The 25,961-nt window shown below is 43.5% G+C and carries 21 protein-coding genes and 1 pseudogene; 11 read left to right on the top strand and 11 right to left on the bottom strand.

What is annotated here, in order from left to right:
• Window positions 1–158: 158 nt before the first annotated feature.
• Window positions 159–623 (top strand): hypothetical protein, encoded by a 465-nt coding sequence (locus ACED59_RS13320; RefSeq protein WP_017097348.1) that lies wholly within the window; start codon window positions 159–161, stop codon window positions 621–623.
• A gap of 271 nt (window positions 624–894) precedes the next feature.
• Here the strand turns inward: ACED59_RS13320 and ACED59_RS13315 are convergent, their stop codons facing one another.
• Together ACED59_RS13315 and ACED59_RS13310 are read right to left on the bottom strand one after the other, a co-directional pair.
• Window positions 895–1,947 carry a transposase gene (locus tag ACED59_RS13315; RefSeq protein WP_371705196.1) on the bottom strand — a complete coding sequence of 351 codons (1,053 nt, stop codon included), beginning with the start codon at window positions 1,945–1,947 and terminating at the stop codon, window positions 895–897.
• Window positions 1,944–2,831 (bottom strand): site-specific integrase, encoded by an 888-nt coding sequence (locus ACED59_RS13310; protein ID WP_017096699.1) that lies wholly within the window; start codon window positions 2,829–2,831, stop codon window positions 1,944–1,946. Before ACED59_RS13310 ends, ACED59_RS13315 begins: the two co-directional genes overlap by 4 nt.
• A gap of 162 nt (window positions 2,832–2,993) precedes the next feature.
• Between ACED59_RS13310 and ACED59_RS13305 the strand changes: the two are divergent.
• The 3 genes and pseudogenes from ACED59_RS13305 to ACED59_RS13295 all read left to right on the top strand — a co-directional run.
• Window positions 2,994–4,035: pseudogene (locus ACED59_RS13305) on the top strand (IS3 family transposase); the annotation flags it as partial.
• 565 nt (window positions 4,036–4,600) lie between these two features.
• On the top strand, window positions 4,601–5,038 hold the full coding sequence (locus tag ACED59_RS13300; RefSeq protein WP_017097967.1) for a hypothetical protein: 438 nt from the start codon (window positions 4,601–4,603) through the stop codon (window positions 5,036–5,038).
• A gap of 132 nt (window positions 5,039–5,170) precedes the next feature.
• Window positions 5,171–5,833 carry a M23 family metallopeptidase gene (locus ACED59_RS13295; RefSeq protein WP_029223951.1) on the top strand — a complete coding sequence of 221 codons (663 nt, stop codon included), beginning with the start codon at window positions 5,171–5,173 and terminating at the stop codon, window positions 5,831–5,833.
• Window positions 5,834–6,007: 174 nt separating this feature from the next.
• On the opposite strand, the gene gcvP is transcribed toward ACED59_RS13295, so the two are convergent.
• From gcvP to ACED59_RS13280, 3 genes are all read right to left on the bottom strand, one after another.
• Window positions 6,008–8,887, bottom strand: coding sequence for an aminomethyl-transferring glycine dehydrogenase (gene gcvP / locus ACED59_RS13290; RefSeq protein WP_017097965.1), 2,880 nt, complete (start codon window positions 8,885–8,887; stop codon window positions 6,008–6,010).
• Between the two features lie 89 nt (window positions 8,888–8,976).
• Complete coding sequence (gene gcvH / locus ACED59_RS13285) at window positions 8,977–9,357, bottom strand: glycine cleavage system protein GcvH (protein WP_009845137.1); 381 nt, start codon at window positions 9,355–9,357, stop codon at window positions 8,977–8,979.
• A 51-nt stretch (window positions 9,358–9,408) separates the two neighbouring features.
• On the bottom strand, window positions 9,409–10,701 hold the full coding sequence (locus ACED59_RS13280) for a serine hydroxymethyltransferase (RefSeq protein WP_017097964.1): 1,293 nt from the start codon (window positions 10,699–10,701) through the stop codon (window positions 9,409–9,411).
• Between the two features lie 440 nt (window positions 10,702–11,141).
• Here ACED59_RS13280 and ACED59_RS13275 point away from each other — a divergent pair, with 440 nt between their 5' ends.
• The 3 genes from ACED59_RS13275 to ACED59_RS13265 all read left to right on the top strand — a co-directional run bounded on the left by ACED59_RS13275 (window position 11,142) and on the right by ACED59_RS13265 (window position 14,840).
• Window positions 11,142–11,765 carry a helix-turn-helix domain-containing protein gene (locus ACED59_RS13275; RefSeq protein WP_017097963.1) on the top strand — a complete coding sequence of 208 codons (624 nt, stop codon included), beginning with the start codon at window positions 11,142–11,144 and terminating at the stop codon, window positions 11,763–11,765.
• A 470-nt stretch (window positions 11,766–12,235) separates the two neighbouring features.
• The gene (gene gcvT / locus ACED59_RS13270) at window positions 12,236–13,369 is read left to right on the top strand and encodes a glycine cleavage system aminomethyltransferase GcvT (protein WP_029223950.1); all 1,134 of its coding nucleotides are present in this window, start codon (window positions 12,236–12,238) and stop codon (window positions 13,367–13,369) included.
• 313 nt (window positions 13,370–13,682) lie between these two features.
• Window positions 13,683–14,840, top strand: a complete 1,158-nt coding sequence (locus tag ACED59_RS13265) for a trypsin-like serine protease (protein WP_017097961.1) — start codon at window positions 13,683–13,685, stop codon at window positions 14,838–14,840.
• A gap of 140 nt (window positions 14,841–14,980) precedes the next feature.
• Here ACED59_RS13265 and ACED59_RS13260 read toward each other — a convergent pair whose 3' ends face one another.
• Window positions 14,981–15,319 (bottom strand): hypothetical protein, encoded by a 339-nt coding sequence (locus ACED59_RS13260; protein ID WP_009845170.1) that lies wholly within the window; start codon window positions 15,317–15,319, stop codon window positions 14,981–14,983.
• Between the two features lie 199 nt (window positions 15,320–15,518).
• Here ACED59_RS13260 and ACED59_RS13255 point away from each other — a divergent pair, with 199 nt between their 5' ends.
• A complete protein-coding gene (locus ACED59_RS13255; protein WP_009845174.1) occupies window positions 15,519–15,836 on the top strand; it encodes a helix-turn-helix domain-containing protein in 318 nt (105 codons plus the stop codon).
• A gap of 176 nt (window positions 15,837–16,012) precedes the next feature.
• On the opposite strand, the gene arfB is transcribed toward ACED59_RS13255, so the two are convergent.
• Complete coding sequence (arfB, locus tag ACED59_RS13250) at window positions 16,013–16,423, bottom strand: alternative ribosome rescue aminoacyl-tRNA hydrolase ArfB (protein ID WP_012600691.1); 411 nt, start codon at window positions 16,421–16,423, stop codon at window positions 16,013–16,015.
• Between the two features lie 87 nt (window positions 16,424–16,510).
• On the opposite strand from arfB, the gene ACED59_RS13245 reads away from it, so the two are divergent.
• Window positions 16,511–17,116: a beta-phosphoglucomutase family hydrolase gene (locus ACED59_RS13245; RefSeq protein ID WP_009845180.1), complete on the top strand. Its 606-nt coding sequence runs from the start codon at window positions 16,511–16,513 to the stop codon at window positions 17,114–17,116.
• A gap of 68 nt (window positions 17,117–17,184) precedes the next feature.
• On the opposite strand, the gene ACED59_RS13240 is transcribed toward ACED59_RS13245, so the two are convergent.
• The 4 genes from ACED59_RS13240 to ACED59_RS13225 all read right to left on the bottom strand — a co-directional run bounded on the left by ACED59_RS13240 (window position 17,185) and on the right by ACED59_RS13225 (window position 23,288).
• Window positions 17,185–19,080: a diguanylate cyclase gene (locus tag ACED59_RS13240; protein WP_371704997.1), complete on the bottom strand. Its 1,896-nt coding sequence runs from the start codon at window positions 19,078–19,080 to the stop codon at window positions 17,185–17,187.
• A 240-nt stretch (window positions 19,081–19,320) separates the two neighbouring features.
• Window positions 19,321–21,069: a formate--tetrahydrofolate ligase gene (locus ACED59_RS13235; protein ID WP_017097958.1), complete on the bottom strand. Its 1,749-nt coding sequence runs from the start codon at window positions 21,067–21,069 to the stop codon at window positions 19,321–19,323.
• 294 nt (window positions 21,070–21,363) lie between these two features.
• On the bottom strand, window positions 21,364–22,668 hold the full coding sequence (locus tag ACED59_RS13230) for an inosine/guanosine kinase (RefSeq protein WP_017097957.1): 1,305 nt from the start codon (window positions 22,666–22,668) through the stop codon (window positions 21,364–21,366).
• Window positions 22,669–22,811: 143 nt separating this feature from the next.
• Window positions 22,812–23,288 (bottom strand): CreA family protein, encoded by a 477-nt coding sequence (locus ACED59_RS13225; protein ID WP_017097956.1) that lies wholly within the window; start codon window positions 23,286–23,288, stop codon window positions 22,812–22,814.
• A 248-nt stretch (window positions 23,289–23,536) separates the two neighbouring features.
• On the opposite strand from ACED59_RS13225, the gene ACED59_RS13220 reads away from it, so the two are divergent.
• Window positions 23,537–24,031: a hypothetical protein gene (locus ACED59_RS13220; RefSeq protein ID WP_029222777.1), complete on the top strand. Its 495-nt coding sequence runs from the start codon at window positions 23,537–23,539 to the stop codon at window positions 24,029–24,031.
• 60 nt (window positions 24,032–24,091) lie between these two features.
• Window positions 24,092–25,900: an HD domain-containing phosphohydrolase gene (locus tag ACED59_RS13215; protein ID WP_017097955.1), complete on the top strand. Its 1,809-nt coding sequence runs from the start codon at window positions 24,092–24,094 to the stop codon at window positions 25,898–25,900.
• The last annotated feature ends 61 nt before the right edge of the window (window positions 25,901–25,961 follow it).

Raw genomic sequence — 25,961 nt, 5'->3', positions numbered from 1 at the left:
TGTCATTGTTCACCTCGTTAGTGATTGTACTCACTTAACTCAGTGTCCAAAACTTCTGGTGCGGATCAAACTTCATCAAGATACTAGATAGAAAAATTCTACATTTAAATGCAGAATTTTTCTGTCTAAGAGCTGTTAGGTTTTCGAGGATAGAGTAAATGTTTGGTATTTTTAAAAAGAAAGAGAAGAAAGAAGCTGATTGGATATTGTTAAATTCAGATAATAGTAAATTTAACTTTTCAGGTGTTTGTAAAGCTTATTACAAAGGTAATCATGTAATTGATTTAGCACAATATGAAAAACAAGGTCAAACATTCTTTATTAAACATTTTGCATCAGTGCTAGATGAACAACTAGAGGTAAAATATAAAGGCATGGGAGAGCCTTTCTTAAGATGTTTAGCGCAAGAAGTGGCTCTTAAATATCCTGATGTAACTGAGATAGAGATTGAACTACATAGCACTATAACTCAGGTAAAAGAATGTCCGGAGCGGTTGGAGAAAGTAAAAAACGCAAGAGAAAACTTGCTTAAGAAAATAGGTATCGACAACGTAGTGGTGAACCCAGTTCCAGAGCATAAGTGCTTTGAGGTTAAAGGTACTTGGATCCGCAACGATTGGTAGATTTATAGAAACCTAACTAATAAGGATTAAGGTGTTGCGTAGCCAACACTAAATCCCAAGTGTTGAACAAGCCCGAAGCCACTTTATTAAGTAAATTGTACGATTGAACTTGAAGGGCACATCGCTTTGAGGCTTTTCTCAAGGCGAGCGAGGTCAAGATAAGGTTGCGATAGCAATCTTATCAACCAGTTAGCTGTTTTTCGTTTCTTTCGTTGTCACATCTCCTCTGTTTTCGTCAATGCCATTCTCCTTATTATCCAATGCCTTTCGGCTACATGGGTCGGCTTACTCCAACACATGCCATTTCATGTGCACAGCAAGGGCATACTCGTATCGCTTTGCTCCTTATCGGTGCTGTCACTGGCGGCATCATATAGAGTAGGTTCAACAGCAACAGCTGAATACGAACTCTTAAGGCGTGTGCTTGACCACGTAAAAATCCGTAGTCTCTTACTCGCTGTAACCCTTTGGGGAGCACGTGCTGCAAAATGAGCAGCAAGAACTTAAGGATGGGCAAAGTGCGCGTTCGCCATGTATTGGTTTGGCTCTCTTTATAGCGGAACGTGACCGTATCATCGGTGATATGGATGATGTCTTCATCAGGCAACACACCACGATAGAGATAGCGAGCTAAATAGCTCAGTGCAGCCTGACCATAACCAACCTGCCTACAATCGACCACCCATTGTTTGGGAATGCCACTCGGCAGCCACAACGTTGGGTGCTGATTAATGGCTTCTAGCATTCTTGCTCGCCAGACTTTGGCTAAAGCAAATGCGTTAAAAAGGTAACGTTTGTTGCCTTTGTGCCACGTTTGTCTTGATGGGTCGTATTGGCCTGCCGCCACAATAATGTGCAGGTGTGGGTGCAAGTTTCGCTGTCGGCTGTGGGTATGCAGCACAGCGGTAAAGCCCAACTCGCCTTGCATCTGTCTTTTCGCAAAATCCTTTAAAACCCCCGATGCCACCTTAAACATACCGTTATATGTCGCTCTAGGTTGATGTCTTGCTAAGACTCTTAGTTGATACGGCAAAGTGAAGGTCACCATGAAATAGTGAACAGGTAACCGCTTTTGTTGCTGACGCTGTAGCCAGTCAGAAGTGGTGCGTTGTTGGCATTGAGGGCAGTGTCGGTGACCACAAGAAAGCGGTAATCGGTCGTCGTGATGGCAGTGGCTGCAAAACCACTGTGACCGACCTTGTTGCTCTGTTTTGCAACGGAGCATCGCCGCAATGGCCCGATGCATATCGCCATTGAGCTGCGCATGATAGTGACGCTTAAGCGTAGAGTGGTGTTGGCGAAGCAGTTCAATAAAGGTACTCATGTAATGCTCCCCGTTAAGTCTAGAGCGTCAGTTAAATGGTTGATGGCCATCGCAGCATCGCGTTGTTTTAGCGCAGTCATTCGGGTGTAACGGGCTGTGGTATTAAGGCTTGCGTGACCCAGCAGCGTTTGCAGTGAACGCAGGTCAAGCCCTTGCTCAAGCAAGTGCGTTGCAAAGCAGTGTCTGAGAGAGTGGGGGCTGGCGTGTTTTTGGATGTCACACTCTTTGAGCACAAGCTTCATGGTTTTTTGAATACCGCCTCTGTCCATCGGTGCGTCGTTACCTTTTCCAAGCCCGGGAAACAGTAAGCGAGGGTGCTTGTGGCTGAGCCAGTGTGTGCGGAGTGCCTTAAGCGTTCGCAGAGGAAGCGGCACCATTCGGTCTTTGCCGCCTTTTCCTTCGCGTATGTGAACCCGCATCGTTTGGCTGTCGATATCGTGAACCGTAAGGTTGAGTCCTTCACCAAGGCGTAATCCCATGCTGTAAAGAGTTAAGAAGAACACTTGATAACGGGCTTGTCGCGTGTGGTTAATCAGCGAGCTGATTTGTTGCGGTGTGAGTATGTCAGGCAGTCGTTTCACTTGTGGCGGCTTGACGATATTGAGCCACTTCCACTGTTTACCCAGTGTGTAGAGATAGAAAAACTGCAAGCCATTACGATCGAGTTTAATGGTGCTCCACGAGTGGGTTTGGATAAGAGACGCAAAGAACTGTTTGAGATCGGCCGTGGTTAATGTGTCAGGAACGCGATCGAAATGAGCGGTGATCCGACGAACTGCACGAGAATAGGCATCAATGGTTGCGGGTCGTTTACCTTGCAGCTTTAGGTTGGTAAGGTGTTGTTCATAAAGGGCGTTGTAGCGTTTTAAGTCGGTGGGATTCATAAGTTACTCCTGTCAACGACCATCAGGGTGATGGTGTTACAAGAGTATGGCTTGCACTCGCTTTACTCTGCCGCGCAGCGGCTTCGTTCAACAAGCAATTTAAGAGGGATTCTGTAGTTGACCCGATCTAATGGACACCTTCAATTGTAATTGGAGGTGTTTATGCCAGCTTATAAATCAGGTAAAAAAACTCAACAATATCTTACGGAATTTAAGGTAACTGCTGTCCGACTTTCGCTTCGAGAAGGAGCTACAGTTAAAAGCGTGGCGCTATCATTAGATATCCACCCTTATATGCTTTCTAAATGGCGAAAGGACTATAGAGAAGGGGTTATTATGGAAGATAAACGTAAGAAAAGGACTCAGATCCCGAGCCAGAAAACTGAGTCTAGTCGGATTGCAGAGCTTGAACGTCAGAACGAACAACTTAAGCTCGAGAATGACTTGCTAAAAAAGTGGCAACGATTCGTTGCCCAAGAAAATCGACAAAATTCCGATTCATAGCCCATTACAAAACACGTTATTCCATAGTATTGATGTGCCGGGTTCTATCTGTTTCTAAGTCGGGTTACTACGCATGGCTTGGTAGAGAGCCAAGTCGCTATGCTCAAGAAGAGCAGGCTTTGAAGAAGCGAATAATTTAAGTGTTTTCTCAGGTAGTCCAAGGGTTCATGCAGAGCTTAGGCGCCAAGGAGTTTTGGTCAACCGCAAGCGTGTGGCTCGGATCATGAGAGAGCAAGGACTACGAGCGCGAAGTTATCGGATTTACCTAAGGATGGCCAAGCTACATCGGTTTTATCAATCGATTAAGAATATTAAAAAAGACACACCAAAACCAACGGCAGTTAATCAACAATGGTCTGGAGATCTCACGTATATAAAGCAAGGTAAACGTTGGATGTATTTAGCGGTCGTTATCGACCTTTACTCGCGTAAAATCGTCGGTTGGTCGCTTGGCAGTAAGAAGAGTACACAGCTAACGATGAGTTAGTTGAGAATGGCAATTAGAAATCGAAAACCACAAGAGCGGTTATTATTTCATACCGACAGAGGCTCTGAATATCGAGCACATGAAGTTCAAGCTTTATTATCAAAAAATGGAATTGTCCCAAGTATGAATCCTCCAGGTCATTGCACTGATAATGCGGAGGTGGAGTCGTTCTTCCATACGCTAAAAGGCGACATAATTAGGAAAAATAGCTACGTGGCATTTTTGAACTCCCTCGAAGTAAATTCTTACTGTTTTGCATAGTAAACTAGTTGCTATTAGCCTATTGGCATTGACAATGCCAATTAGGAGTGGATATGTTCAAGTGCCCAAACTGCGCAGAGCCCTTGACTGTAAGGGATAAGTTTAAATTCATCCCTGGCAAACTAATAAAATGCAAAAAGTGTTGTCATGAGTTGAAGCTCTTCAAGGCCTATTATTATGCTACCTTTTTTGTTGCAGCTTCGGGTAGTTCCCTTTTCGTCAATCAATTCGGACTTAACGAGTTAAATGCCGCAGGATTAACGTTTGCGTGTTGTTTTTTGTGGTTTATATGTCAACCAATTAGGAAAGCGTAGTTTTAACAAAACGACGTTTAAGACGGATTCCCAACGCTTGGCATTTTCGGATTGCTTTGAATTTAGTGTTTACGGCACGATTGTTTAGGTTTGGTGGTCAACGTTTACCACTGCTTAACGCGATGCTAGTTGCCGTACACCGCATTGCGTTGCTCACCACATAAGCGGGCGTCATACATCGCTAACCAATGATTGATAGATATATGATTTACAAATGGATTTGTGTTTTAGGATGTATAACTCTCTTGATTTACAGTTGTAGCCGAAAACAAGAAATACAAAATGGCTGCTTTCAATCGTTCTCTATATTGGCAACCGATTATTTTGGAACAAGTGAGCCTCAGGTATGGAAAATTATTGGAAAGAATGCGGGTGACGACTTCTTGCTGGATAATGAAATTTTGGGTTTTGTTGTAGACCGTGATTTTAGCTCTTATATGGAGCCACTTGCTGATAGGGAAGTGCTTAAGTTCACAGGTCGCGTATATAAGTCTTGGCCGAGTTGGCCAGAAAAACACCTTGGTGGCGGCCGCAAGAACATTCAATATGAAGTCCTTATTAACCATGGTAAGTATTTGGTTCTTGATAGAAGGTCTAGAAGTAAACACATACCATCAATTGAAAAGCGCTGTGATTTTTAACGCACAGATGTATAACAAGCATTTGAGAGTGATTCGCAACGCTTGGCGTTTTCGCTTTGCTCAAAGTATAGCTAAGCGCCGCTCACACCTTAATGCAGCGTATACGCTTCGATGTCAATGGAAGGGAAATCGATGGAAATATCAAAGAAAGTTATTGTAATCATTACCCTTACTATTTTGCCTTTAGTATTTTTAGGTTCAAAAGTACTCACGGACACGAAACAGCGGCTGGTTGATGAAGAACTTAATCTTGTCCGTCCGATATTAGAGGGGATTGCTGAAAATTTAAAAGAGCCATATAGATTTCCTCTGGATTCACGTTCAGAATTACAGGGTTTTGCCTCATTTAATACTGCTTCTCGATTTCCTCATTTATATCATGCTGCTATAGACTATTTTGCTGAAGTTGGAGAGCCTGTATACGCTATTGCTGATGGTGTTGTAAGTTATTCTGGTTATATGAACGGTTACCCTGGCGTTGTGATTATTGATCACCCAAAAGAAAACCTTTATTCATTGTACGGTCATCTGTCATTAAAAAGCTGGTTAGTCTCAAAAGGGGCAATTAAAAAAGGGGATTTGCTTGGTTATATAGCTGACCCTTCAGAGGATTTTGGCATTGGTGTAAATGCCCATATACATTTTTCAATAAGAATGGGGTCACGTATGGAATACCCCGAAACTGGTCCCGATCGTTGGATGGGGGGATACACAACAGAACCTCCAATATTTAAAGGGTACATAGACCCTGAACAATTCATATTACTAACCAAGTCTAAATTATCACGAAACTAATCCAATATGCGTATAACAAATAATGATTGAGCGTTGCCTAGCCAACGTTAAATCCCGAGTGTTAAACAAGTCCGAAGTCACTTTATTAAGTAAATTGCACTAGCAGCCAAATAACAACAAAAATAAAAAAGCGAACCAAGTGGTTCGCTTTTGTTTATCTAAAATCTACAAAAATTAGTCTTCGTAGTTGTCGATACTTGGGCAAGAACAGATTAGGTTACGGTCGCCGTATACGTTGTCTACACGGTTAACTGTTGGCCAGTACTTCGAGTTCTTCGTTGCTTTCGATGGGAAGCAAGCCAGTTCGCGAGAGTAAGGGCGCCCCCATTCTGCGCCTGAAAGGTCAACTTGCGTGTGCGGTGCGTTCACTAGAGGGTTGTTGTCTAGTGGCCATTCACCCGCTTTCACTGCTGCCATTTCGTGACGGATTGCGATCATCGCTTCACAGAAACGGTCTAGCTCTTCTAAATCTTCAGATTCAGTTGGTTCTACCATTAGTGTGCCTGCTACTGGGAAAGACATCGTAGGCGCGTGGAAACCGAAGTCCATTAGACGCTTAGCGATATCTTCTTCGCTGATGCCTGTGTCTTCTTTAAGTGGACGAATATCGATAATACATTCGTGCGCTACGCGGCCGTTAGTGCCACGGTAAAGAACAGGGTAGTGAGGACGTAGTTTTTCCATCACGTAGTTCGCGTTCAGAATCGCTACTTTAGTCGCGTCTGTTAGACCAGGTTCGCCCATCATTGCGATGTAAGCCCAAGAGATAGGTAGAATTGAAGCACTGCCTAAATCTGCTGCTGATACCGCGTAGTCAGAACCTTGTACACCGTTTTCGATGTGACCGGGTAGGAAAGGTGCTAGGTGCGATTTAACGCCGATAGGACCCATACCCGGACCGCCACCACCGTGTGGGATACAGAATGTTTTGTGTAGGTTCAAGTGAGATACGTCTGAACCGATGAAGCCAGGTGAAGTTAGACCTACTTGAGCGTTCATGTTCGCGCCGTCTAGGTAAACCTGACCGCCCGCTGCGTGTACTTGTTCACACACTTCTTTCACTTGCTCTTCGTATACGCCGTGCGTAGAAGGGTAAGTGATCATGATGCTTGATAGGTTTTCTTTGTGCTTCTCGATTTTCGCTGCTAGGTCTGTCATGTCGATGTTGCCATCTTCATCACACTTAACAACCACAACCTTCATTGACACCATTGATGCTGTTGCAGGGTTAGTACCGTGCGCAGAGCTTGGAATCAGACAAACGTTACGGTGAGCTTCACCGCGGCTTGCGTGGTAGCGTTGAATCGCGATTAGACCTGCGTATTCGCCAGATGCACCAGAGTTAGGCTGTAGTGAGAAATCGTCGTAACCGGTAATTTCACAAAGCTTCTCTTTAAGATCTTTCGCTAGCGCTGTGTAACCTGCTGCTTGATCAAGAGGTGCGAATGGGTGAATAGAACCAAACTCAGGCCATGTTACTGGGATCATCTCAGCAGCAGCGTTCAGCTTCATCGTACAGCTGCCCAGTGGGATCATGCCGTGCGTTAGTGAGAAGTCTTTGTTCTCAAGCTGTTTTAGGTAACGCATCATTTGCGTTTCGCTGTGGTGCGTATTGAATACTGGGTGAGTTAGGAACTCTGATTCACGACGGCAGTTTTCTGGAATTGCTGCAAACTCGTTTGATGCAATGTCAGAAGATAGTACTTGAACGTCTTCTTTCACGTCGAAGATTGCGAACAGTGCGTTCACGTCGTCGATTGTTGTTGTTTCATCTAGGCTGATACCAATCTTACCAACAAGTCGGCGAAGGTTGATGTCTGCTGCTTGCGCTTTCGCGTACAGTGCATCTGTCTTGTCTTCTGTGTTCAGCGTGATGGTATCAAAGAAGCTGTTGTTCGTTAGCTCGTAACCCGCTTTAGTCAGGCCAGCCGCTAGGATAGCTGTCATGTGGTGTGTACGACGAGCAATTGTACGTAGGCCTTCTGCACCGTGGTAAACCGCGTAGAAAGACGCCATGTTTGCTAGAAGTGCTTGAGCTGTACAGATATTCGATGTCGCTTTTTCGCGGCGGATGTGTTGCTCACGAGTTTGCATTGCCATACGTAGTGCTTGGTTACCGTGCGTATCGATAGATACACCAATTACACGACCGGGCATTGTACGCTTATGCTTTTCACGTGTTGCCATGAATGCAGCGTGTGGACCGCCGTATCCCATAGGAACGCCGAAACGTTGCGCTGAACCAATTGCTACGTCTGCGCCCATTTCACCAACAGGCTTAAGTAGTGCAGAAGCAAGAAGGTCTGTTGCAACGGTTACAAGAGTCTTGTTAGCTTGAGCTTTCGCAATGATGTCTGTTAGGTCGCGAACTTCGCCTGTTGTACCAGGGTATTGGAGGAGCGCACCAAATACGTCTTGCTCTGGAAGTGTTTCAAGAGCACCAACCATGACTTCAAAGCCGATGTACTCAGCACGAGTCTTAACAACTTCTAGTGTTTGAGGATGAACATCGTCGGCAACGAAGAATACTTTGCTCTTGCTTTTACCAGCACGCTTACACAGTGTCATGGCTTCGCCAGCCGCTGTCGCTTCATCAAGAAGAGACGCGTTCGCGATTTCCATACCAGTTAAGTCCATTACCATTTGTTGGTAATTGAGTAGAGCTTCAAGACGACCTTGAGAAATCTCTGGTTGGTATGGTGTGTAAGCTGTGTACCAGCCGGGGTTCTCTAAAACGTTACGTAGAATAACGTTTGGAGTGAATGTGTTGTAGTAGCCTTGGCCAATGAAAGTACGTTTCACTTGGTTTAGGTTAGCGATCTCTTTAAGAGAGGTCAGCATGTCCATCTCGCTCAGTGGCGCAGCAAGTGTCATTGGTTTTTCAAGACGGATTTGTGCAGGAACCGTTTCGTCGATCAGTGCGTCTAGGCTAGTCGCGTTGATCGCTTCAAGCATTTTTTGCTGGTCTGCTTTATTAGGGCCGTTATGACGAGCAACAAACTCGTTTTGCGTACCCAAGTCTTTCAGTAATTGGCTTTGAAGTAATTCAGTCATGATATGTTCTACTTTCTCTCTGGAGCCGTGAGCTAGCCCCTAAAATTAAGCTGCTCCAAAGAGCAGCTTTATCGTAATGAGGTTACCTATTAGTCTTCTTCTACAGAGCTTAGGTATTCTTCCGCATCTTTAAGGTTGTTTAGTTCAGACGCATCAGACATCTTCACTTTAACAATCCAACCGCCTTCATAAGGTTCTTCGTTGATTAGCTCTGGGCTATCTTCTAATTCTTCGTTGATTTCTACAATTTCGCCAGAGATTGGTGCGTAGATATCAGAAGCTGCTTTCACTGATTCAACCAGAGAGAAGCTTTCGCCAGCTTCAATTTCGTCTTCAGTGTCTGGCAGGTCAACAAACACAACGTCACCTAGTAGCTCTTGAGCGTGCTCAGAAATACCAATAGTTACAGTACCGTCACCGTTGTCTTTTACCCACTCGTGGCTGTCTGCAAACTTTAGTGTATTGTCCATTGCTTATTCTCCAAAAATTTATGAGGTTTTAATTTAAATCTTAAAATTGGTTTAACGGTAAAGAGGGAAGCGCTTGCAAAGCTCTTTAACTTGCTTGCGAACACGTTGCTCAACTTCAGCATTGCCTTCAGGGCTTTCAACTAAGCCATCAAGTACATCGCCGATCCATTCACCGATAAGTTTGAATTCTTCAGTGCCAAAACCACGACTGGTTCCAGCTGGCGTGCCTAAACGGATACCAGAAGTAATCATAGGCTTCTCTGTATCGAATGGTATGCCATTTTTGTTACATGTGATCCCTGCACGCTCTAATGCTTCTTCAGTTACGTTACCTTTCAAGCCTTTAGGGCGAAGGTCAACCAACATTAGATGTGTGTCTGTACCGCCAGTCACAATGTCACAACCGCGAGTTTGCAACACTTCAGCAAGAACTTTTGCGTTGTCGATCACTGAATCAATATAAGTATTAAATTCAGGGCCAAGTGCTTCGCCAAACGCCACTGCTTTAGCCGCGATAACGTGCATTAGTGGGCCGCCTTGAAGGCCAGGGAACACTGCAGAGTTGATCTTTTTGTTGATGTCTTCGTGGTTCGTAAGAATCATGCCGCCGCGTGGGCCACGAAGTGTTTTGTGCGTTGTTGTGGTAACAACGTGTGCGTGTGGTAGTGGGCTAGGGTGAGCACCTGTCGCGATAAGACCCGCGATGTGTGCCATATCGACCATTAGGATAGCGCCAACTTCGTCAGCAATTTCGCGGAACTTAGCGAAATCAATAACGCGTGGGATAGCACTACCACCTGCAATAATCATTTTAGGTTGGCTTTCGACAGCTAATGCGCGAACTGCTTCGTAATCGATTTCAAGTGTGTCGCGGTCTACGCCATATTGAACTGCGTTGAACCACTTACCAGACATTGCAGGACGTGCACCGTGTGTGAGGTGACCACCAGCATCTAAAGACATACCAAGGATTGTGTCGCCGGGTTGAAGTAGGGCAAGTTTTACTGCACCGTTTGCTTGAGCGCCAGAGTGAGGCTGCACGTTTACGTACTCACATTTGAACAGCTGTTTAGCACGTTCAATTGCGATAGCTTCAACGGTATCTACGTGCTCACAACCACCGTAGTAGCGACGGCCTGGATAGCCTTCTGCGTATTTGTTGGTTAGGCAAGTGCCTTGAGCTTGCATTACTGCTTTAGAAACGATGTTCTCAGAAGCAATAAGTTCGATTTGTTCGTTTTGACGAGTGTTCTCTGCTTGGATTCCAGCAAATACGGCGTCGTCAGTGCCTGATAGGTTCGTAGAGAAAAAACTGTCTAAGCTGTGGTTTTGGTAAGCGTTCATTGTCGAGACCTTTCATTAAGCTAATGGTGATTGTTTTTATAGTCCATTAGGTCTTACGTTGATTTCTGCATCGGTATCGTTTGCGCTATATAGGTACAGACATACGTTGATTGCGTATTAAATATACTCTTACAGCGTCTAAGCGATCGTTGTAGGGTCAATGCAGCACGAATTGGTTCCCAAAAAATCGGGTAAAAAACAGCTCTTACAAATGTTAAATCTATCATTTGCGGCAAGCCGAAGTAGCATCTCTTCATCTAACAAGTCGATAACATAGCTCCGTTAAAATCAATTTTCAACAAAAATTTCCAATAGGAAACAGATTTTCTTGTTTTGCTACGGGGAGCACGCTTTATTTCTCTGTGTGCTCTTTAATCAACAAAGCGCTTTATGCAACAATGAAATTAATAGACAGGAAGTAAAAAATTAGTGAGGGACCTATGTCAGAAGACATTTATGATGAGTACCCATCTCTAACGTTGGCGAAGGAAACGTTAGACCAGAATATTGAACCACTTAGGCTTGGCCAGCGCATTAAAGACATCCGCGGTAAGCTTGGGATCACGCTAGAAGAAGCAAGCCAAAGAACAGGCTTGGCGCGTTCTACGCTCAGTAAAATAGAGAATGAACAGATCTCTCCGACCTTTCAAGCGATGCAGAAATTGGCTATGGGGTTGCAGATAAATATGCCGCAACTCTTTGAACCACCAAGAAAAAAAGTCGCTACAGGACGTCGTGATTTAACCAAAGTAGGCCAAGGTAAACCACACCCAACACCCACTTATGAACACGAATTGCTTGCCACAGAGCTCTCTAATAAGAAGATGATGCCGTTTAAGAGTCGAGTGAGAGCTCGTACTTTTGAAGAGTATAACGATTGGGTGCGCCACGATGGTGAAGAGTTCTTAATGATCATATCGGGTGATGTGATGTTCTACTCAGAATTCTACGAACCCGTGCCAATGAGTGAAGGCGATAGCATGTATTACGATGCGAATATGGGTCATATGCTGATTTCAACTAGTGCTGAAGATGCACTCATTCTGTGGGTGACTGCAAAATAACTGTAGGTCACAGCAAAATAAGCTAACAAGTTTTGAATTTCTTATAGTGGATGCAAACGTTTGCTTTTGTTTTGAACGTTAGCTAATAGACGCGATATTGATGCGAAAATCATCAATATCGCGTTTTTGCATGTACCGAACAATTGTTTTTAAATTGTTAAATGTCACATTTTGAGCTGTTTGACTATTGTTAAGGGTGTAAAACTGACGCAGGCTTGTTTATTATAGTGAACATGGTTTACTCATGTTGATTGAAGTTTACTGAAGTGAATTCTTAGAAAGTGAGTTGTATGGGTTCTGTACAGTTATTCATAATTTATAGAGCCAACGATATAAGCCTATATAAAGGACATCACTTTTTACTATCTACTGTTTCTAACGTTAACCAGTATCGTTAGAGGCGACTCTAAATAGAGATATAAGCGGCAGACTCGATTTTGGACAGCCTGCAACGCTTCATGGAGAATAAAATGACTCAAGAACACGCTAATCAAGACCTACTAACAACACCACTGCATGCACTTCACGTTGAAGAGGGTGCAAAGATGGTTCCTTTCGCTGGCTACGATATGCCCGTCCAGTACCCACTTGGTGTAAAGAAAGAGCATTTACATACTCGTGATGCTGCTGGTCTTTTTGATGTTTCTCACATGGGGCAACTTCGTCTACATGGTGTAAACGCAGCTGCTGTCTTAGAATCGTTGGTTCCTGTAGATATTATCGACCTTCCTTCTGGTAAACAGCGTTATGCGTTCTTTACTAACGAGCAGGGCGGCATTATGGATGACCTGATGGTTGCTAATTTAGGCGACCACCTATTTGTTGTTGTGAATGCAGCTTGTAAGACACAAGATATCGACCATCTAACGGCGCACCTTCCAGCTGACGTCGAAATGGAAGTGATTGATGACCGCGCTCTATTAGCCCTTCAAGGCCCTAAAGCGTCTGAAGTTCTTGCTCGTTTCCAACCTAGCGTTGCAGACATGTTGTTCATGGACGTTCAAAAAGTCGATATCGATGGCGTTGAATGCATCGTGAGCCGCAGTGGTTACACGGGGGAAGATGGCTACGAGATCTCTGTTCCTAACGATCACGCTGAAGCACTGGCACGCAAGCTAACATCAGAAGCGGAAGTTGAGTGGATTGGCCTTGGTGCTCGTGACTCACTTCGTCTTGAGTGTGGTCTATGTCTATATGGTCACGATCTAGATACAACGACAACGCCAGTAGAAGCCAGCCTTCTATGGGGCATTCAAAAAGTGCGTCGTACAGACGGTGAACGTGCAGGCGGTTTCCCTGGCGCTGATATCATCCTTGAGCAAATCGCAACCAAAGATGTTCAACGTAAGCGTGTTGGTCTTGTTGGTCAAACTAAAGCGCCAGTACGTGAAGGCGCTGAGCTGTTCGATGCTGAAGACAACAAGATTGGTGTTGTAACAAGCGGTACAGCGGGGCCTAATGCAGGCAAACCTGTTTCTATGGCATATGTACGCACTGATCTAGCAGTAATTGGCACTGAAGTATTCGCTGAAGTTCGTGGTAAGAAGCTACCAATGACAGTAGAAAAAATGCCATTCGTACCTCAACGTTACTACCGTGGCTAATCTCTTTTAAGAGCAACTATTAAGCTAAACAAAGCCTACTGTTTGATTCTCTGTATAGAGAAGTTCAATGGTAGGCTTTTTTGTTTAAGCCTGTCTCCCTTTTTATGAACGTATCTATTTTTATAAACGTATCTAATTTTAAGAGCGTATAACTTTCTATATCGCTACAAGCCCAGATACCTGAAAGTTCGTTTTTTAAAACGAGACATATGGCTATATCATTAAAATTGCTTACTATAATATTAGTGGTACGTGTTATGGTGACGATTCATCATTTTTGTAAATAAGTAGTAGGGGTTACAAGGAGTTATCTATGAATGTTAACCATACAATGAGTCCGGTTCGTAAAGCCGTTTTAGGGCTGTTAGCTCCATTGATTTACACATCAAGTGTTATGGCGACGGAAAACTCGGTCGAAAGTGCTCCTAATGTCGGTGTTTCACCTTATATTATCAATGGTAGCCCCACAACAGATGCAGAACTAACTAATACTTATCCAACGTTTACTAGCCTGTACTTTCATGATGGTTCAAAATTTTCTAACTACTGTGGTGGAACCATTATAGATGCACAATTCGTGCTTACCGCTGCCCATTGTGTGTATGAAAGTTACGCGTGGATGCTTAATACTTGGGTTGTTCCAGGAATGGCAGATCAAACAAAATATAACAACGGTGGATACCAATCAGCACGAGTCGAAAAGATATATTATCCAAGTGACTATAGTAATAATCTTGATCCCATCAACGGGAAAGTATTACCAAACGATATTGCTATCTTGAAACTCAAAACAGCCTTAAATGTACGAGACTACTCTTCTTCAATTAACTCTACATTCGACAATGTCTATGCATTGAATCGTGGTCAAGATACGTTTAAGGCAGTTGGCCGAGGCTTGACGAGTCATATAACTGATGACCAAGGCAAAACTGTTTCTAGAACTGCTACCAATGTAGTAAATCAAGCGAATTTAACCTTCGATGCTACAAATAGCTGTAATTCAACAGACAAACAGCTTTGTTTTGATGGAGCGCAGTTCAATGGATACAAAAACTCGACCTGTAATGGTGATTCAGGCGGTCCTGTCTATTGGTGGGATGGGGTTAGCTATCAGCAAATAGGCATTACGAGTTACGGGCCAGCTACATGTGGAAGCCTTACTGAAAAATACACGTCTGTTTTTACGGAAGTTTATGATTATGCAGGATGGATAGATCGAGTTGTTTCAGGCACTGAAAACGCAACTTTTGAAGTTAGAAGTACACCGAGTTCTCGTGTTCTCGTACGAGTGAGCGATGGTGAAACCGTTGATTCATCTTCTGCTTTGTTAAATGAAACGTCAATGCCGAAGATAAGCCTATCGGGCGGGTCTAATTCAGGCACCAACTCAGGCTCTAGTAGCGGCGGTTCTTTGGGGTTCTTGTCGATATTCGCGCTTGGTTTACTTATTTTAAGAAGACAATCTATTTAAAGTTAAGTAGACGTTCATCAGCATGATTGAGGGCTATACCTCGACAGGTTGTTCATTTAAGCATTAATGAAAGAAGTCTTAGATTAAGTCGACGCTAAAAAGCATCAGCGTCGACTTGGTTATTTCGGTGTACTATCGCTTCAAACTTGTCGATATGCCTGCTTATTGATTTTCGCCTTCCTGCTATACCTTTCGACAATTTCATCCATTTGCTTTATGGCATCGTTGATATTTTGAATACCACCTTGTACAACACCTTTCTCGCTTTGGTTCAATGCAGAAAAGGCCTGTTTTAATTCTTTATCTTCCAGCATATTTCCGTGTAACAGCACTTCTTTGTAAGTCAGTAATCTCTGCTGTACCGCAACAATTTCATTACGGGTATCTTCTGATTCTAAAGCCTGTTGTATGCAAGGAAATGCCAATTTATAGAGATTCGCAATTTCCAATTTCACGCTATCATTATTCGCAATTTGCAATTTTTCTTATTTCCTAGCTCTTGATAATTCAAACTTATCTGCCCGTGAGTTAACGCCGTTGTAAGTATGAAAGTCCATGAAACGTAACGTTTTTATCGGCCGAATAATATGCCTTTAATCACTTATGTAAACTGTTCTAAGTCAATATGGTCTGCTTCTTGCTGAAATTAGGTCATAACTGTCTATTCTGGAGGTGCTTATGTCACAAGAACCTATAGTCATTGCGCTGATTGAGCGTAGGAAGCTAGGCAATTGGTCTCAAGAAAAATTAGCGGCTAGCGCAGGGATGAGCTTGAAAACCTATCAACGAATTGAGCGGGGAGAGGCTGATATCAAAATGTCTCAGTATCGTTCGATCACGAGAACCTTGAAAGTTACGGACTTGGATGTCGTACTCGACGTTGTAGGAGCGTCTGAAGCAGCAGCGGAAGATGTAGCTGCTGCTAGTCGTTTGTTAACCAGTGAAGAGCGAATGCTGTTGATTAAACTGATTTTGTCGGTCAAAAAACAGAAGTAGCGTTTTGTTCTAATAGACACTTTCTAATCAATAGTATTGCGAATATGTAGCCTCAAAGAACCAGTCTTCGAATAAATTGTCTACGAATAAATAATGTCAGGTATCGTCTTTTGTCCAGCTAGTTAGAGCTAAAATGATTGTTTCATGGTGAGGTGCTCACTACGGACATGAAACAATTAGTCTACTCTTCCGCGAAGTTGTTTGGTGGTGCTTCTTTGCTTTTTACTTTCTAAACGTCTTTTTTGAGAGCCGCGTGTTGGCTTGGTTGCTCGTCTCACTTTTTGAACTTTTGTTGCTTCTAAGATCAGCTCTTTCAAACGTACCAAAGCATCGTCTCGGTTTTGCTCCTGAGTTCTGTACTGTTGAGCTTTAATGATAATCACACCATCTTTAGTGATACGACCATCTTTATGTGCCAGGAGTTTTTCTTTATAGAAATCGGGTAGGGTTGAGTGCTTTATGTCAAAACGTAAATGTATCGCACTCGATACTTTATTGACGTTTTGACCTCCGGCTCCTTGAGCTCTGATCGCGGTTAGCTGGAGTTCCCAGTCTTGAATTGAAACAGAGTTAGATATTTGTAACATAAACATCCATTTTGAACAGTAATATGGGGTCATGATACTGAATATTGGGTATGGTATCAGTAACTTTCTTAAAGAGTGGTAGTAGTGATGAAAATTGATTTAACGGCGTATGAAGGATTAATCTTTGATATGGACGGTACGTTGATCGATACAATGCCAGCACATGTGAAAGCATGGCAACAAACGGCGGAAGAGTTCGGCTTTTATTTCGAAGCGTCTTGGCTGCATAGCTTAGGTGGAATGCCGAGTTATAAGATCGCTGGTGAGGTAAATAGTAAGTACGGTTTATCGCTCGACCCACAAGCGGTTTCTACGTTTAAAATGGCTTCGTTTGCAGCTATTGAAGACAAAGGAGATATTATCCCTTGTACGTATTCTCTTTTGATAGACCATCTCGGTGACAAGAAGATTGCGGTTGGAACGGGCAGTCAACGCAAGAGCGCAGAACAACTGTTAGATAAAACGGATATCTTGAGTAAGTTGGATATCTTAGTGACAGCGACAGATGTGAAGAATCATAAACCAAACCCTGATACTTTCTTAGCTGCTTGTTTTGGTATGGGTTTACAGCCAAAGCAGTGTGTTGTGTTTGAAGATACTCACCTTGGTAAGCAGGCAGCCCATGCTGCGAATATGGATTGCATTCTGGTAGTCGAAGGGAATACGCTGGAGTTCTACCCCGCACCAAGTTGATTGTTGAGTGAACGACTCTAGAGTGAAATGAATAAGTTAGCGGGGCGGTGGTGCGATGCAGGCTCCCACTATGCAATTTCGCTATCAAGGAACAAACATACACTGTTTCTACCTACTGCTTTTGCTTCGTAAAGAGCTAAATCGGCGCACTTATAATTGAGTGCAGGTTCACCTGTTAGGTTGGTTATTCCGCCACTTATTGTAACGACGTTGTCGAACTCGATACTGATCGCGATTCTCAGCCTATTAAGCACATAGTCGGCTTCTTGTGGTGTCGTGTGAGGCAAGATAACCCCAAACTCTTCTCCCCCAATACGAGCCACGAAATCGGTATCTCGGCATTCACGTTGCAGTACCTGTGCTACGGTTTGTATGGCTTTATCGCCATAATCATGTCCAAATCTATCGTTAATGCGTTTGAAATGGTCAATATCCAATATGGCTAAGCAAGATTGCTCGCGAGTAGGGTAACGACTAACGCGAGAACACTCGTCACGAAGCTCCAGGTCGAACTTTCGTCTATTCCAACAGCCAGATAGTGCATCTTTTTCGCTAAGGTTTCTCAATTTATTCTCGAGCTCTTTGCGTTTGCTGATATCAACAAATGATGCAACATAAAATTGAATCACATCTTTTGAGTCTTTGATGGTTTGTATTCGAAGAATTTCCGTGATGAAGGTGCCATCCTTTCGTCGGTTCACCACTTCGCCTTCCCACATCCCTGTCTCTTTAATGACGCTCCACATTTTAATGTAGAACTCTTCATTATATCGGCCAGCGTTAAACAATGAAGGCTGTTTACCTTTTACATCTTCTAACTCGTAGCCACTGACACGGGTGAACTCTTGGTTTACTTTTATGATTCGGTTATTTTTGTCTGTGATTAATAGGGCAGACATACCGTTCATTGCCGCTTTGGCGAGTTGGCTTTCGATACTGTTCTTTTTATGATTTCTGTTCCACAGTACGAAACCTGCAGATATCATTGAAATCAATATCGAGAGTATGATTATCTGAACGACTATGGCGTGATTTTCTTGTTGAAACTGAGTGTTAAATTGATGTTCTTCAATATGAAGAACCATATAAATTGGTCCTTCAAACTGCTTAATCTTAGGGCTGATGTCAGAGTGAAAATACCAGTTTTTACCATCAAAATAGCTGGATGAGGTGCCGCTTTGAATATTCTGCCACAGGCCTGGGGCTAGTTTTGCATACGTCTTGTCTGAACGTGATTCAATCACATGCCCAAATGAATCCTCAGGGTCGGGACCCATGATGACATGACCAGTATTATTAAGGATGACCGGAACTGTCGCTGATGTACCTATCTGGTAATGTAAGCGATCATAGATCTCGCGCATATTTAGGTTAGCAATGAAATAGCCAATAATGTGCTCCCCTACAGTGACAGGCGTCATAATGCGAAGTGTCGGCGAAAAGGGGCGAACTAACTCTCCATTTTCAACTTCTAGATCAATGCCTGTAGCTTTAACTTCTCCAATCTCTAATTCTTGTAGCTTTTTGTAGTAATCACGAGAGGATTTGTTTTGTAACTCGTGGTCTGGAGTGACACTTGCGTGGCCATCTTTATAGTTGACGCGGAATACTTCATTAGCGTCTAGATCTAGGAAACGCAGTTGAGAGTAGTATTGTTGCCCGTGTGCCAATACAACCCACAGATCCTGCAGTGCTTGTTTGTTAGTAACTGAAGGCTCGGAAATGGAACGAAGTAGGGTCTGTGAGGCGGCAATAGAGGGAACCGCGTTTGATATTTGCTCAACAATAACAGCGAGTTGATGGAAGCTGTATTCGATTTGGTTTTGATTAGACTGTTTGATGTTTAGCGCATACTGGGCTTCAACCCGTTCAAATTCAGAGTTTATATAGAGAGCAGGGACTAATCCTAGGACAAACAAGGTACATAGAAATTGGCTGATCAGTTTTTTTATACTCGTATTCATCACTGTCCTCGAAAAATCAGCGCAATACTATATATTTTGTAGGCCTATTAATGTGATCTTGACCCAAAACTTATAATCAGATGTGCATATTATTTCGTTTTTAATGAAATTTATTGCACTTGGGGTGTTAATTGAGCAATTAGGTATCAGAAACGAGACCTGTCCGCAAATATAATGGGGAGCGTAGTACGGACAGGTTATTCTAGATAAAGCGGATTTTTAGCCTATGTCTGGTCGTAATTAACTTAAGCCAACGATGTTTCCTTTGCTATCAATGTCCAACGACATAAAAGCCGGTTTATCCGGTAGGCCTGGCATGGTCATTACATTGCCGCACAGCGCGTAAATAAAGCCAGCACCAGCACACAGTTTTAGCTCCCTAACGGGTACGTCAAACTGAGATGGTGCACCTTTTACGTGTGCTTCTGTCGAGATCGATAGTGGTGTTTTTGCTAAACAAACCGATAGGTCGTTATAGCCATGCAGTTTGAATTCGGCCAGTTGTTTTTTAGCCAGTGGAGATAGCGAGATACTTGCTGCGCCATAGCCAACTTCAGCGACGGCCATCAGTTTTTCTTCTAGGCTTTGCTTTGAGTGATACAACGGCTTAAATTCACTCTGTTTTTGGCAAGCTTTTACTACGGCGTGAGCCAATTTAGTCGCCCCTTCGCCACCCTGACCAAATGCTTCGCTTACTTCAACACTAACGCTTGGGTTGAAGTCGGTGATCATCTGTTTCAAAGCATCGAGCTCTTGAGCTGAATCTTGTGGAAATCGATTGATCGCAACAACGGTAGGCACTTGGTATTGCTTAACGCTGTTGATGTGCCATTTAAGGTTCTCAAACCCTGCAATAAGCGCGTCTTGGTCATCATTAAAGATTGAATCTGGTAGCGGAGTTCCTGGTCTCAAATCGTATAAACCTGAGTTGGCTTTTAGACCACGTAATGTTGCGACAATAACAGCACAATCTGGATTTTTTTTCGATGCTTTCACTTTGATGTTACATGCTTTCTCAAAACCCATATCTGAGCCGAAGCCACCTTCCGTCACGACAAAGTCACTTAGCTTTAACGCAACCTTATCGGCAATAATAGAAGAGTTACCGTGTGCGATGTTAGCGAATGGCCCCGCGTGGATTAGGGTAGGAACCCCTTCAAGGGTTTGCATCAATGTTGGCTCTATGGAGTCTTTCATTGTGACTGTCATAGCACCTGCTACGTTGAAGTCATCTGCAGTTAATGGCAAGCCTTGGTTGTTGTATGCGAGTACCACTCGTCCGATACGCTTTCTTAAATCTTGGAGGTCATCAGTGAGAGCAAGAATAGCCATCAGCTCTGAAGCGGCTGAGATGTCAAAGCCATCCTCGCGCTCAAAGCCATTAATTGTTTTGTCTGCTTCGTTCTTGCCAACCGTGATCATACGCAGTGCGCGGTCATTGTGGTCAAGTACACGTCGCCACACGATTCTGCGTGGGTCGATATCCAGAGCTTTTAAGCCTGAGCGAGCCTCAAAGGCTTCTAACCCTTCACGTTGCTCATGATACAAACGAGCGTCAATAGCGGCAGATGCGAGGTTATGAGCGACTGTTACGGCATGAATGTCGCCAGTCAGGTGAAGGTTCAATTGCTCCATTGGGGCAACTTGTGAATAGCCACCGCCGGCTGCACCACCTTTTACACCAAATACCGGGCCCATTGAAGGTTGGCGAATGCAGGCCATAGCGGATTGGTTAATCTTTGCTAGACCTTGTGCTAGTCCGATAGTGGTGACGGTTTTGCCCTCACCAAGAGGCGTCGGTGTGATGGCCGTAACCACGACTAATTTACCATCTTGTTGGCTAGCGAGGCGTTCAAGTGATGTGAGAGACACTTTAGATTTGTATTGCCCTAATGGCTGATGTTCGTTGTGGTGCAGGCCAGCTTGCTTGGCAACTTCACTGATGTTTTTAAGGGGAGTAGAGCGACAAATATCAATATCAGACAGCATATTTGATCCTTATATCAGAACCGAAAGGTGGTACGTAAACGTTTGCGTGGCGATAGTACTGTATAAATTTGCCAAGTAAAGGCAAACCACATCAATTATGTGCTGGAAGATAACAGATCTAAAGAGTCATTGCGCGAGATCAAATCTTAAACGAGAAAAATATTCGATCTGATTACCTTCAGCTGCCGTTATATTGGTGTTGAATACAAAAAGGGCTGCATATAGCAGCCCTTCAAGGAATGGGTAATCCAACTTGGCGTTAACCTCTAAGAGTTAACTACCTAATAGAGTCGCTTAACGATCCCAGTATGTTTCTTCTAAGCTATCTTCGCGTTCAGGTAGTGCACGAGAAAGGCGAGGAGAGTGCTGAGTCAACACTTCATAGCTTACACGGTTTGAGTACTTACAAATTTGAGACAGAGAAGAATACGTTAGACACGAGTGCTCGTGCTTTTCTGAGTTTGGTACATTCACGTGGTGGTAGCTGTTTGCTGCCATGTCGTGTAAAAGTGCAGAAAGTGCACCATCACCAGCACCATTGGTGTTTTTAATTTCGCGCGGGCCACCAAGATAAGGGCCAATGTGAGAGTATACTTTTACCGGATCTTGACAGTCTTGCTTACGCATAGCACGGCTGAACTCGAATTTATTGAACTCAGGAATGTTACCCGGTAATAATGGCAGAGTGGTTTCGCGTTTCGCAGGCTCGTCAGTGTAGCCAGCCATGTATAAACCGATAGGGCCTGCAGTACAGAGAACGAGGTCAACCCACTCAAGTGCTTTGTTAGCAGCTAGAAGCGGATCTTTTTCACCCGTTAACGCTTCACCTTCGTCTTCGTTCATCGCGACGATGGTTACGTTTTCTTTCAGATATTCTTGCCACCATTCCGCATTACCTTCGATCACGTACTTAGTACCAAGTGTTAGTACAACTGGCACATTGTGCGCTTTCGCGTATTCAATCGCTTTTTGTACCGCTTTTGGCATCGGATCTTCAGGTTTGCCGCGCATTAGGTATGACGACACAACCAATGCTGATGCTTTCTCGAACACTTTTTCAGGAACGCTTTCAGGAAGCAGTTGGTTCATGTGGCCTTCGTTGATTGCAAACGTACGTTCACCATCTTCAGAAATAAGCGTGTAGCAACGACCAATAGGACCATCAACCGTTTGAAGGTGATTTAGATTCATACGAGAAGAAGTGCGGCAAAGGTAACGATAACCAAATGAGCCAACTTCAATCTTCTTAGACATAACGCCGAGCAATACAGATTTACTGTCTGCAAGTACGGAATAGTTGTGCAGTGTGTTGCCGATAGTATCGCCAGGGTATTGATGCGTGATCAAACCGCGCTCAACTAACTCTTCGTACAGCGCATCTGCTTTACTCTCTTCCAATACCAGTGAGTGACCTTTACTCAGCTCATATTTTTCAAGGAACGCGTTATCAACACGGGCTTCGATATCAACAATCGTTTGACCAACACCGACAATTGTTGCGCGGTGAAGCTTAGGCGTTTGTTGCATTTGGTTGACCAACGGATCACGTGCGTGAGTTGGAAAGTAGTGTTTAGATTTACGCTGTCCAGGAAACTTCATATGAAAAATACAGTGAAAAAATTTTGCCGAATGATATCACATTTTGTTTCTGATTCTTTCATTTTTATTACATTTAGAATCACCTGTACGATGTCTGTACAGGTGACTCGTTTTACTTTTCGCTTGAGGGCATTTACGTGAGCCTATTCCGCTGGGAGGAGTGTTGCTGGATCAACGTAAGCCTCAGTACCCCATAGGGGAACGGTTGAAAGGCTATGCTTGAAACTGCCTTCTGTTTCTTTGGTGGTGTATGACAAGTAAAGCAGCGATTGATTCTCTGCATCGTAGATACGACGAACCTTCATTGTTTTAAAGAAGATACTTTTTGATTGTTTGAACACCACTTCACCAGATTTGCTTTTGTCTATTTTAGCAATCATTTCTGATGTAATTTCACCGGTTTGACGACAAGAAATAGAGCTATCGCTTGGATCGGAAAGGCTAAGGTTTGCTTCGATTGAAGCGATATGACAAGTCACACCTGCGATTTTATCATCATCTAAAGAAGACATTTTGATATCCTTCATTGTGAAGAATCCAAGAGAGACGTCGCCAACCTCGTTGTCCGAACAGCCAGCCAACATTGTGATGATACCCGCTGCTATTAAGGCTTTTTTCATAAGAAGTCCTTTTTATTTATAGAGTTCTGTTTACTATAAGGATATTGAAAGCTTGAATACGAGTGTAGAGCTTTTCGTTAAGTTCTTAAAGGATGTTGTTGGATAATGGAAAATATGAAGCATTTAAAGTACTTGTTGGCCTTGGTCATGCTCTGTATGCTCTGTGCTTGTAGCTCGGCACCTCAGTCGAATATATGTCTTCCAAATAGCTGTGACATTTGGGGATACTAACCGTAGGTACTAAAAGAATGAATAACGAAATACCTGAAATTGTACAGAAGAAAAACCAATGGCTGTTTAGTCAACTCGATATTGCCTACCCCGCAAAAGAGAGCCTGCTAGGCCGAGAACTTTATCAAAGCAAACTCCCGTCCAAGACATACCAACTCCTCACCCAAGATCAAACACCTTCCCAAATTGATGAACTGCATAAAGTCGACTTCCATAAACTGACCGTACTTTTTTCACTTAACCAAGCCAGCGCTTACCAAGATGAAACCGAAAGGGCGTACATGTTAGAGTTTTTGAGTCAGATTATGTTATCTGACGAACATGTCTTATACATAGGGACTCAAAATGGTGATGTAGCAGCGAGCGCTATCGTTACAGAAGCGGAGGATTCTCTGCTAATCTCAGACGTTGTGGTTGGAAGTGGTCAAAGTATCAACGCTTTTGCTAAGCAGATCCTTGATTTTTGGGCACAAGATCATGCTTCTCGCGATAAAGTGTGGGTCGAGAACTAAAGGTTCTTTGAGAAAGCGTTAATCTAAGTAAAATACCCCGTCTTATTTAAAGGGTATTGTATGTACAAGCTATTGTTCTCAATCGCTGTATTGTGTGTTAGCGCTTATTCTTCACTCAGTTTTGCTAATGACTGGGATATCAAACGCATCCTAGTTTTACACTCATACGAACCTTCTTATCAGTGGACCGCTGACTTCCAAAAAGGGATAGACAGTGCGTTCAGCCAATCTCAAGCCGAAGTTAAACTCTCAATCGAGTATTTGGATTCAAAGCGCGTCCATAGCCCTGAGTACTACGATTCTATCGCAAACTACTTACGTACCAAATATGCAGATTATAAGTTTGATGGTGTAATCGCGACTGACGACAACGCGGCTAACTTCCTTGAATCTCTGCCTAGTTTGATCGATCGCTCCACACCTGTCGTTGCTGCCGGTATTAACGATTTCAGTACCGACATGTATTCGGTGTCTGATAGAGCAACCGTGCTTTATGAGAACGATCAGATAGACGTCAATATTGATCTAATTTCGAAGTTAAGACCTAACCTAAAAATACTGTATTTCATCAATGATTACAGTGTCACTTCTGAGTTAATTCGCAAAGAGATGAATCGCGTGATGACTGAGTTCCCTAATATCACATTGGTTGAAATACGCGATTTATCGTTAGTGCGTACCCGTCAGTTTTTGGAAGGTATCTCTGCTGATGACGCGGTTTTGCTCAGTCATTACAATACCGAATTGAATCGAGGCGTGTATCATACTTATCAAGAGGTTTCGGATACTTTGTCTAAAGCAAGTGCTGCTCCAGTGTTTGCTTTGTGGCAGTTCTATATTTCGGGAGATGTACTTGGTGGCTATGTGAATCACTCTCAAAGCATGGGTGAAGAGACGGTTAAGGCGCTCGATAAGTACCTACCTCTTGGTTTCGACGAACCTTTAACTCCAGGTGAGAACAAACGTTTTGTTTTCAATTATCCAGCGATGACAAATTTCGGTATCCGTGAGAGTGCGCTACCTGATGAGGCTGTATTCATTAATGAGCCTTCATCCTTTATTCGTAAAAACTTTCAGTTGCTATTGGGATTGTCGATGGTCATTGCAGGTTTGAGCCTGATTATTTTGATGCAATTTGTCACTCTACGCCAAAAGAAAGAACTGGCTAAAAAGAGCAAACGAATCTTAAAACTCCAGAAACAAACACTGAATATTCAAAAAGATATGATTCATGTTCTCGGAGAGGCGATTGAAACTCGCTCTGGCGAAACCGGTAATCACGTTAAACGTGTCGCCAAGTTGTCTGCGTTGCTTGCTAAGTATCGTGGCTTGAGCCATCGCGAGGTCGAGATGATAGAGATCATCAGTCCGATGCATGATGTGGGTAAGATTTCAGTCCCAGAATCAATCTTGGATAAACCAGGTAAATTGACCGAGCAAGAGTGGGAAGTGATGAAGCTTCACACAACGGCAGGCTATAACTTACTGAAGAGTGGAGCCGGTGATATTACCAATCTGGCTGCTATCATTGCCAACGAGCATCATGAACGTTGGGATGGGGCTGGATATCCTAATGGCAAAGTGGGTGACGAAATTCACTTGTTTGCCCGTATTACGGCCGTCGCGGATGTGTTTGATGCACTACTCAGTGCCCGTTGTTACAAAGAGCCGTGGCCATTAGAGATGGTTATCGATTTGTTCGAGAGAGAATGCGGCTGTCAGTTCGACCCTGAGCTTACTCAGTTACTACTGAGCCACTTACCCGAGTTTGTTGCTATCCGTGATTCGTATCCAGATACCATCACCGCTGAATGTCGCATTGAATTAACGGATAAACCTATTGTTATTGAAGAATTGGCCGTGAATTAACGGTTTATTGGCAAATAAAGTCGTGATTGGTGACGCTCAAAGTATATTAATTTAATGAGTG

Source organism: Vibrio sp. FF266, from assembly GCF_041439695.1.
GTDB lineage: Bacteria > Pseudomonadota > Gammaproteobacteria > Enterobacterales > Vibrionaceae > Vibrio > Vibrio tasmaniensis_A.
The sequence above is the reverse complement of the archived record's forward strand: the minus strand, read 5'-3'. Positions and strand labels throughout refer to the sequence as shown.

Coding starts and splice junctions, on each gene's coding strand:
- ACED59_RS13320 (WP_017097348.1), top strand. CDS start 159: ATGTTTGGTATTTTTAAAAAGAAAGAGAAGAAAGAAGCTGATTGGATA.
- ACED59_RS13315 (WP_371705196.1), bottom strand. CDS start 1,947: ATGAGTACCTTTATTGAACTGCTTCGCCAACACCACTCTACGCTTAAG.
- ACED59_RS13310 (WP_017096699.1), bottom strand. CDS start 2,831: ATGAATCCCACCGACTTAAAACGCTACAACGCCCTTTATGAACAACAC.
- ACED59_RS13300 (WP_017097967.1), top strand. CDS start 4,601: ATGATTTACAAATGGATTTGTGTTTTAGGATGTATAACTCTCTTGATT.
- ACED59_RS13295 (WP_029223951.1), top strand. CDS start 5,171: ATGGAAATATCAAAGAAAGTTATTGTAATCATTACCCTTACTATTTTG.
- gcvP (WP_017097965.1), bottom strand. CDS start 8,887: ATGACTGAATTACTTCAAAGCCAATTACTGAAAGACTTGGGTACGCAA.
- gcvH (WP_009845137.1), bottom strand. CDS start 9,357: ATGGACAATACACTAAAGTTTGCAGACAGCCACGAGTGGGTAAAAGAC.
- ACED59_RS13280 (WP_017097964.1), bottom strand. CDS start 10,701: ATGAACGCTTACCAAAACCACAGCTTAGACAGTTTTTTCTCTACGAAC.
- ACED59_RS13275 (WP_017097963.1), top strand. CDS start 11,142: ATGTCAGAAGACATTTATGATGAGTACCCATCTCTAACGTTGGCGAAG.
- gcvT (WP_029223950.1), top strand. CDS start 12,236: ATGACTCAAGAACACGCTAATCAAGACCTACTAACAACACCACTGCAT.
- ACED59_RS13265 (WP_017097961.1), top strand. CDS start 13,683: ATGAATGTTAACCATACAATGAGTCCGGTTCGTAAAGCCGTTTTAGGG.
- ACED59_RS13255 (WP_009845174.1), top strand. CDS start 15,519: ATGTCACAAGAACCTATAGTCATTGCGCTGATTGAGCGTAGGAAGCTA.
- arfB (WP_012600691.1), bottom strand. CDS start 16,423: ATGTTACAAATATCTAACTCTGTTTCAATTCAAGACTGGGAACTCCAG.
- ACED59_RS13245 (WP_009845180.1), top strand. CDS start 16,511: ATGAAAATTGATTTAACGGCGTATGAAGGATTAATCTTTGATATGGAC.
- ACED59_RS13240 (WP_371704997.1), bottom strand. CDS start 19,080: ATGAATACGAGTATAAAAAAACTGATCAGCCAATTTCTATGTACCTTG.
- ACED59_RS13235 (WP_017097958.1), bottom strand. CDS start 21,069: ATGCTGTCTGATATTGATATTTGTCGCTCTACTCCCCTTAAAAACATC.
- ACED59_RS13230 (WP_017097957.1), bottom strand. CDS start 22,668: ATGAAGTTTCCTGGACAGCGTAAATCTAAACACTACTTTCCAACTCAC.
- ACED59_RS13225 (WP_017097956.1), bottom strand. CDS start 23,288: ATGAAAAAAGCCTTAATAGCAGCGGGTATCATCACAATGTTGGCTGGC.
- ACED59_RS13220 (WP_029222777.1), top strand. CDS start 23,537: ATGAATAACGAAATACCTGAAATTGTACAGAAGAAAAACCAATGGCTG.
- ACED59_RS13215 (WP_017097955.1), top strand. CDS start 24,092: ATGTACAAGCTATTGTTCTCAATCGCTGTATTGTGTGTTAGCGCTTAT.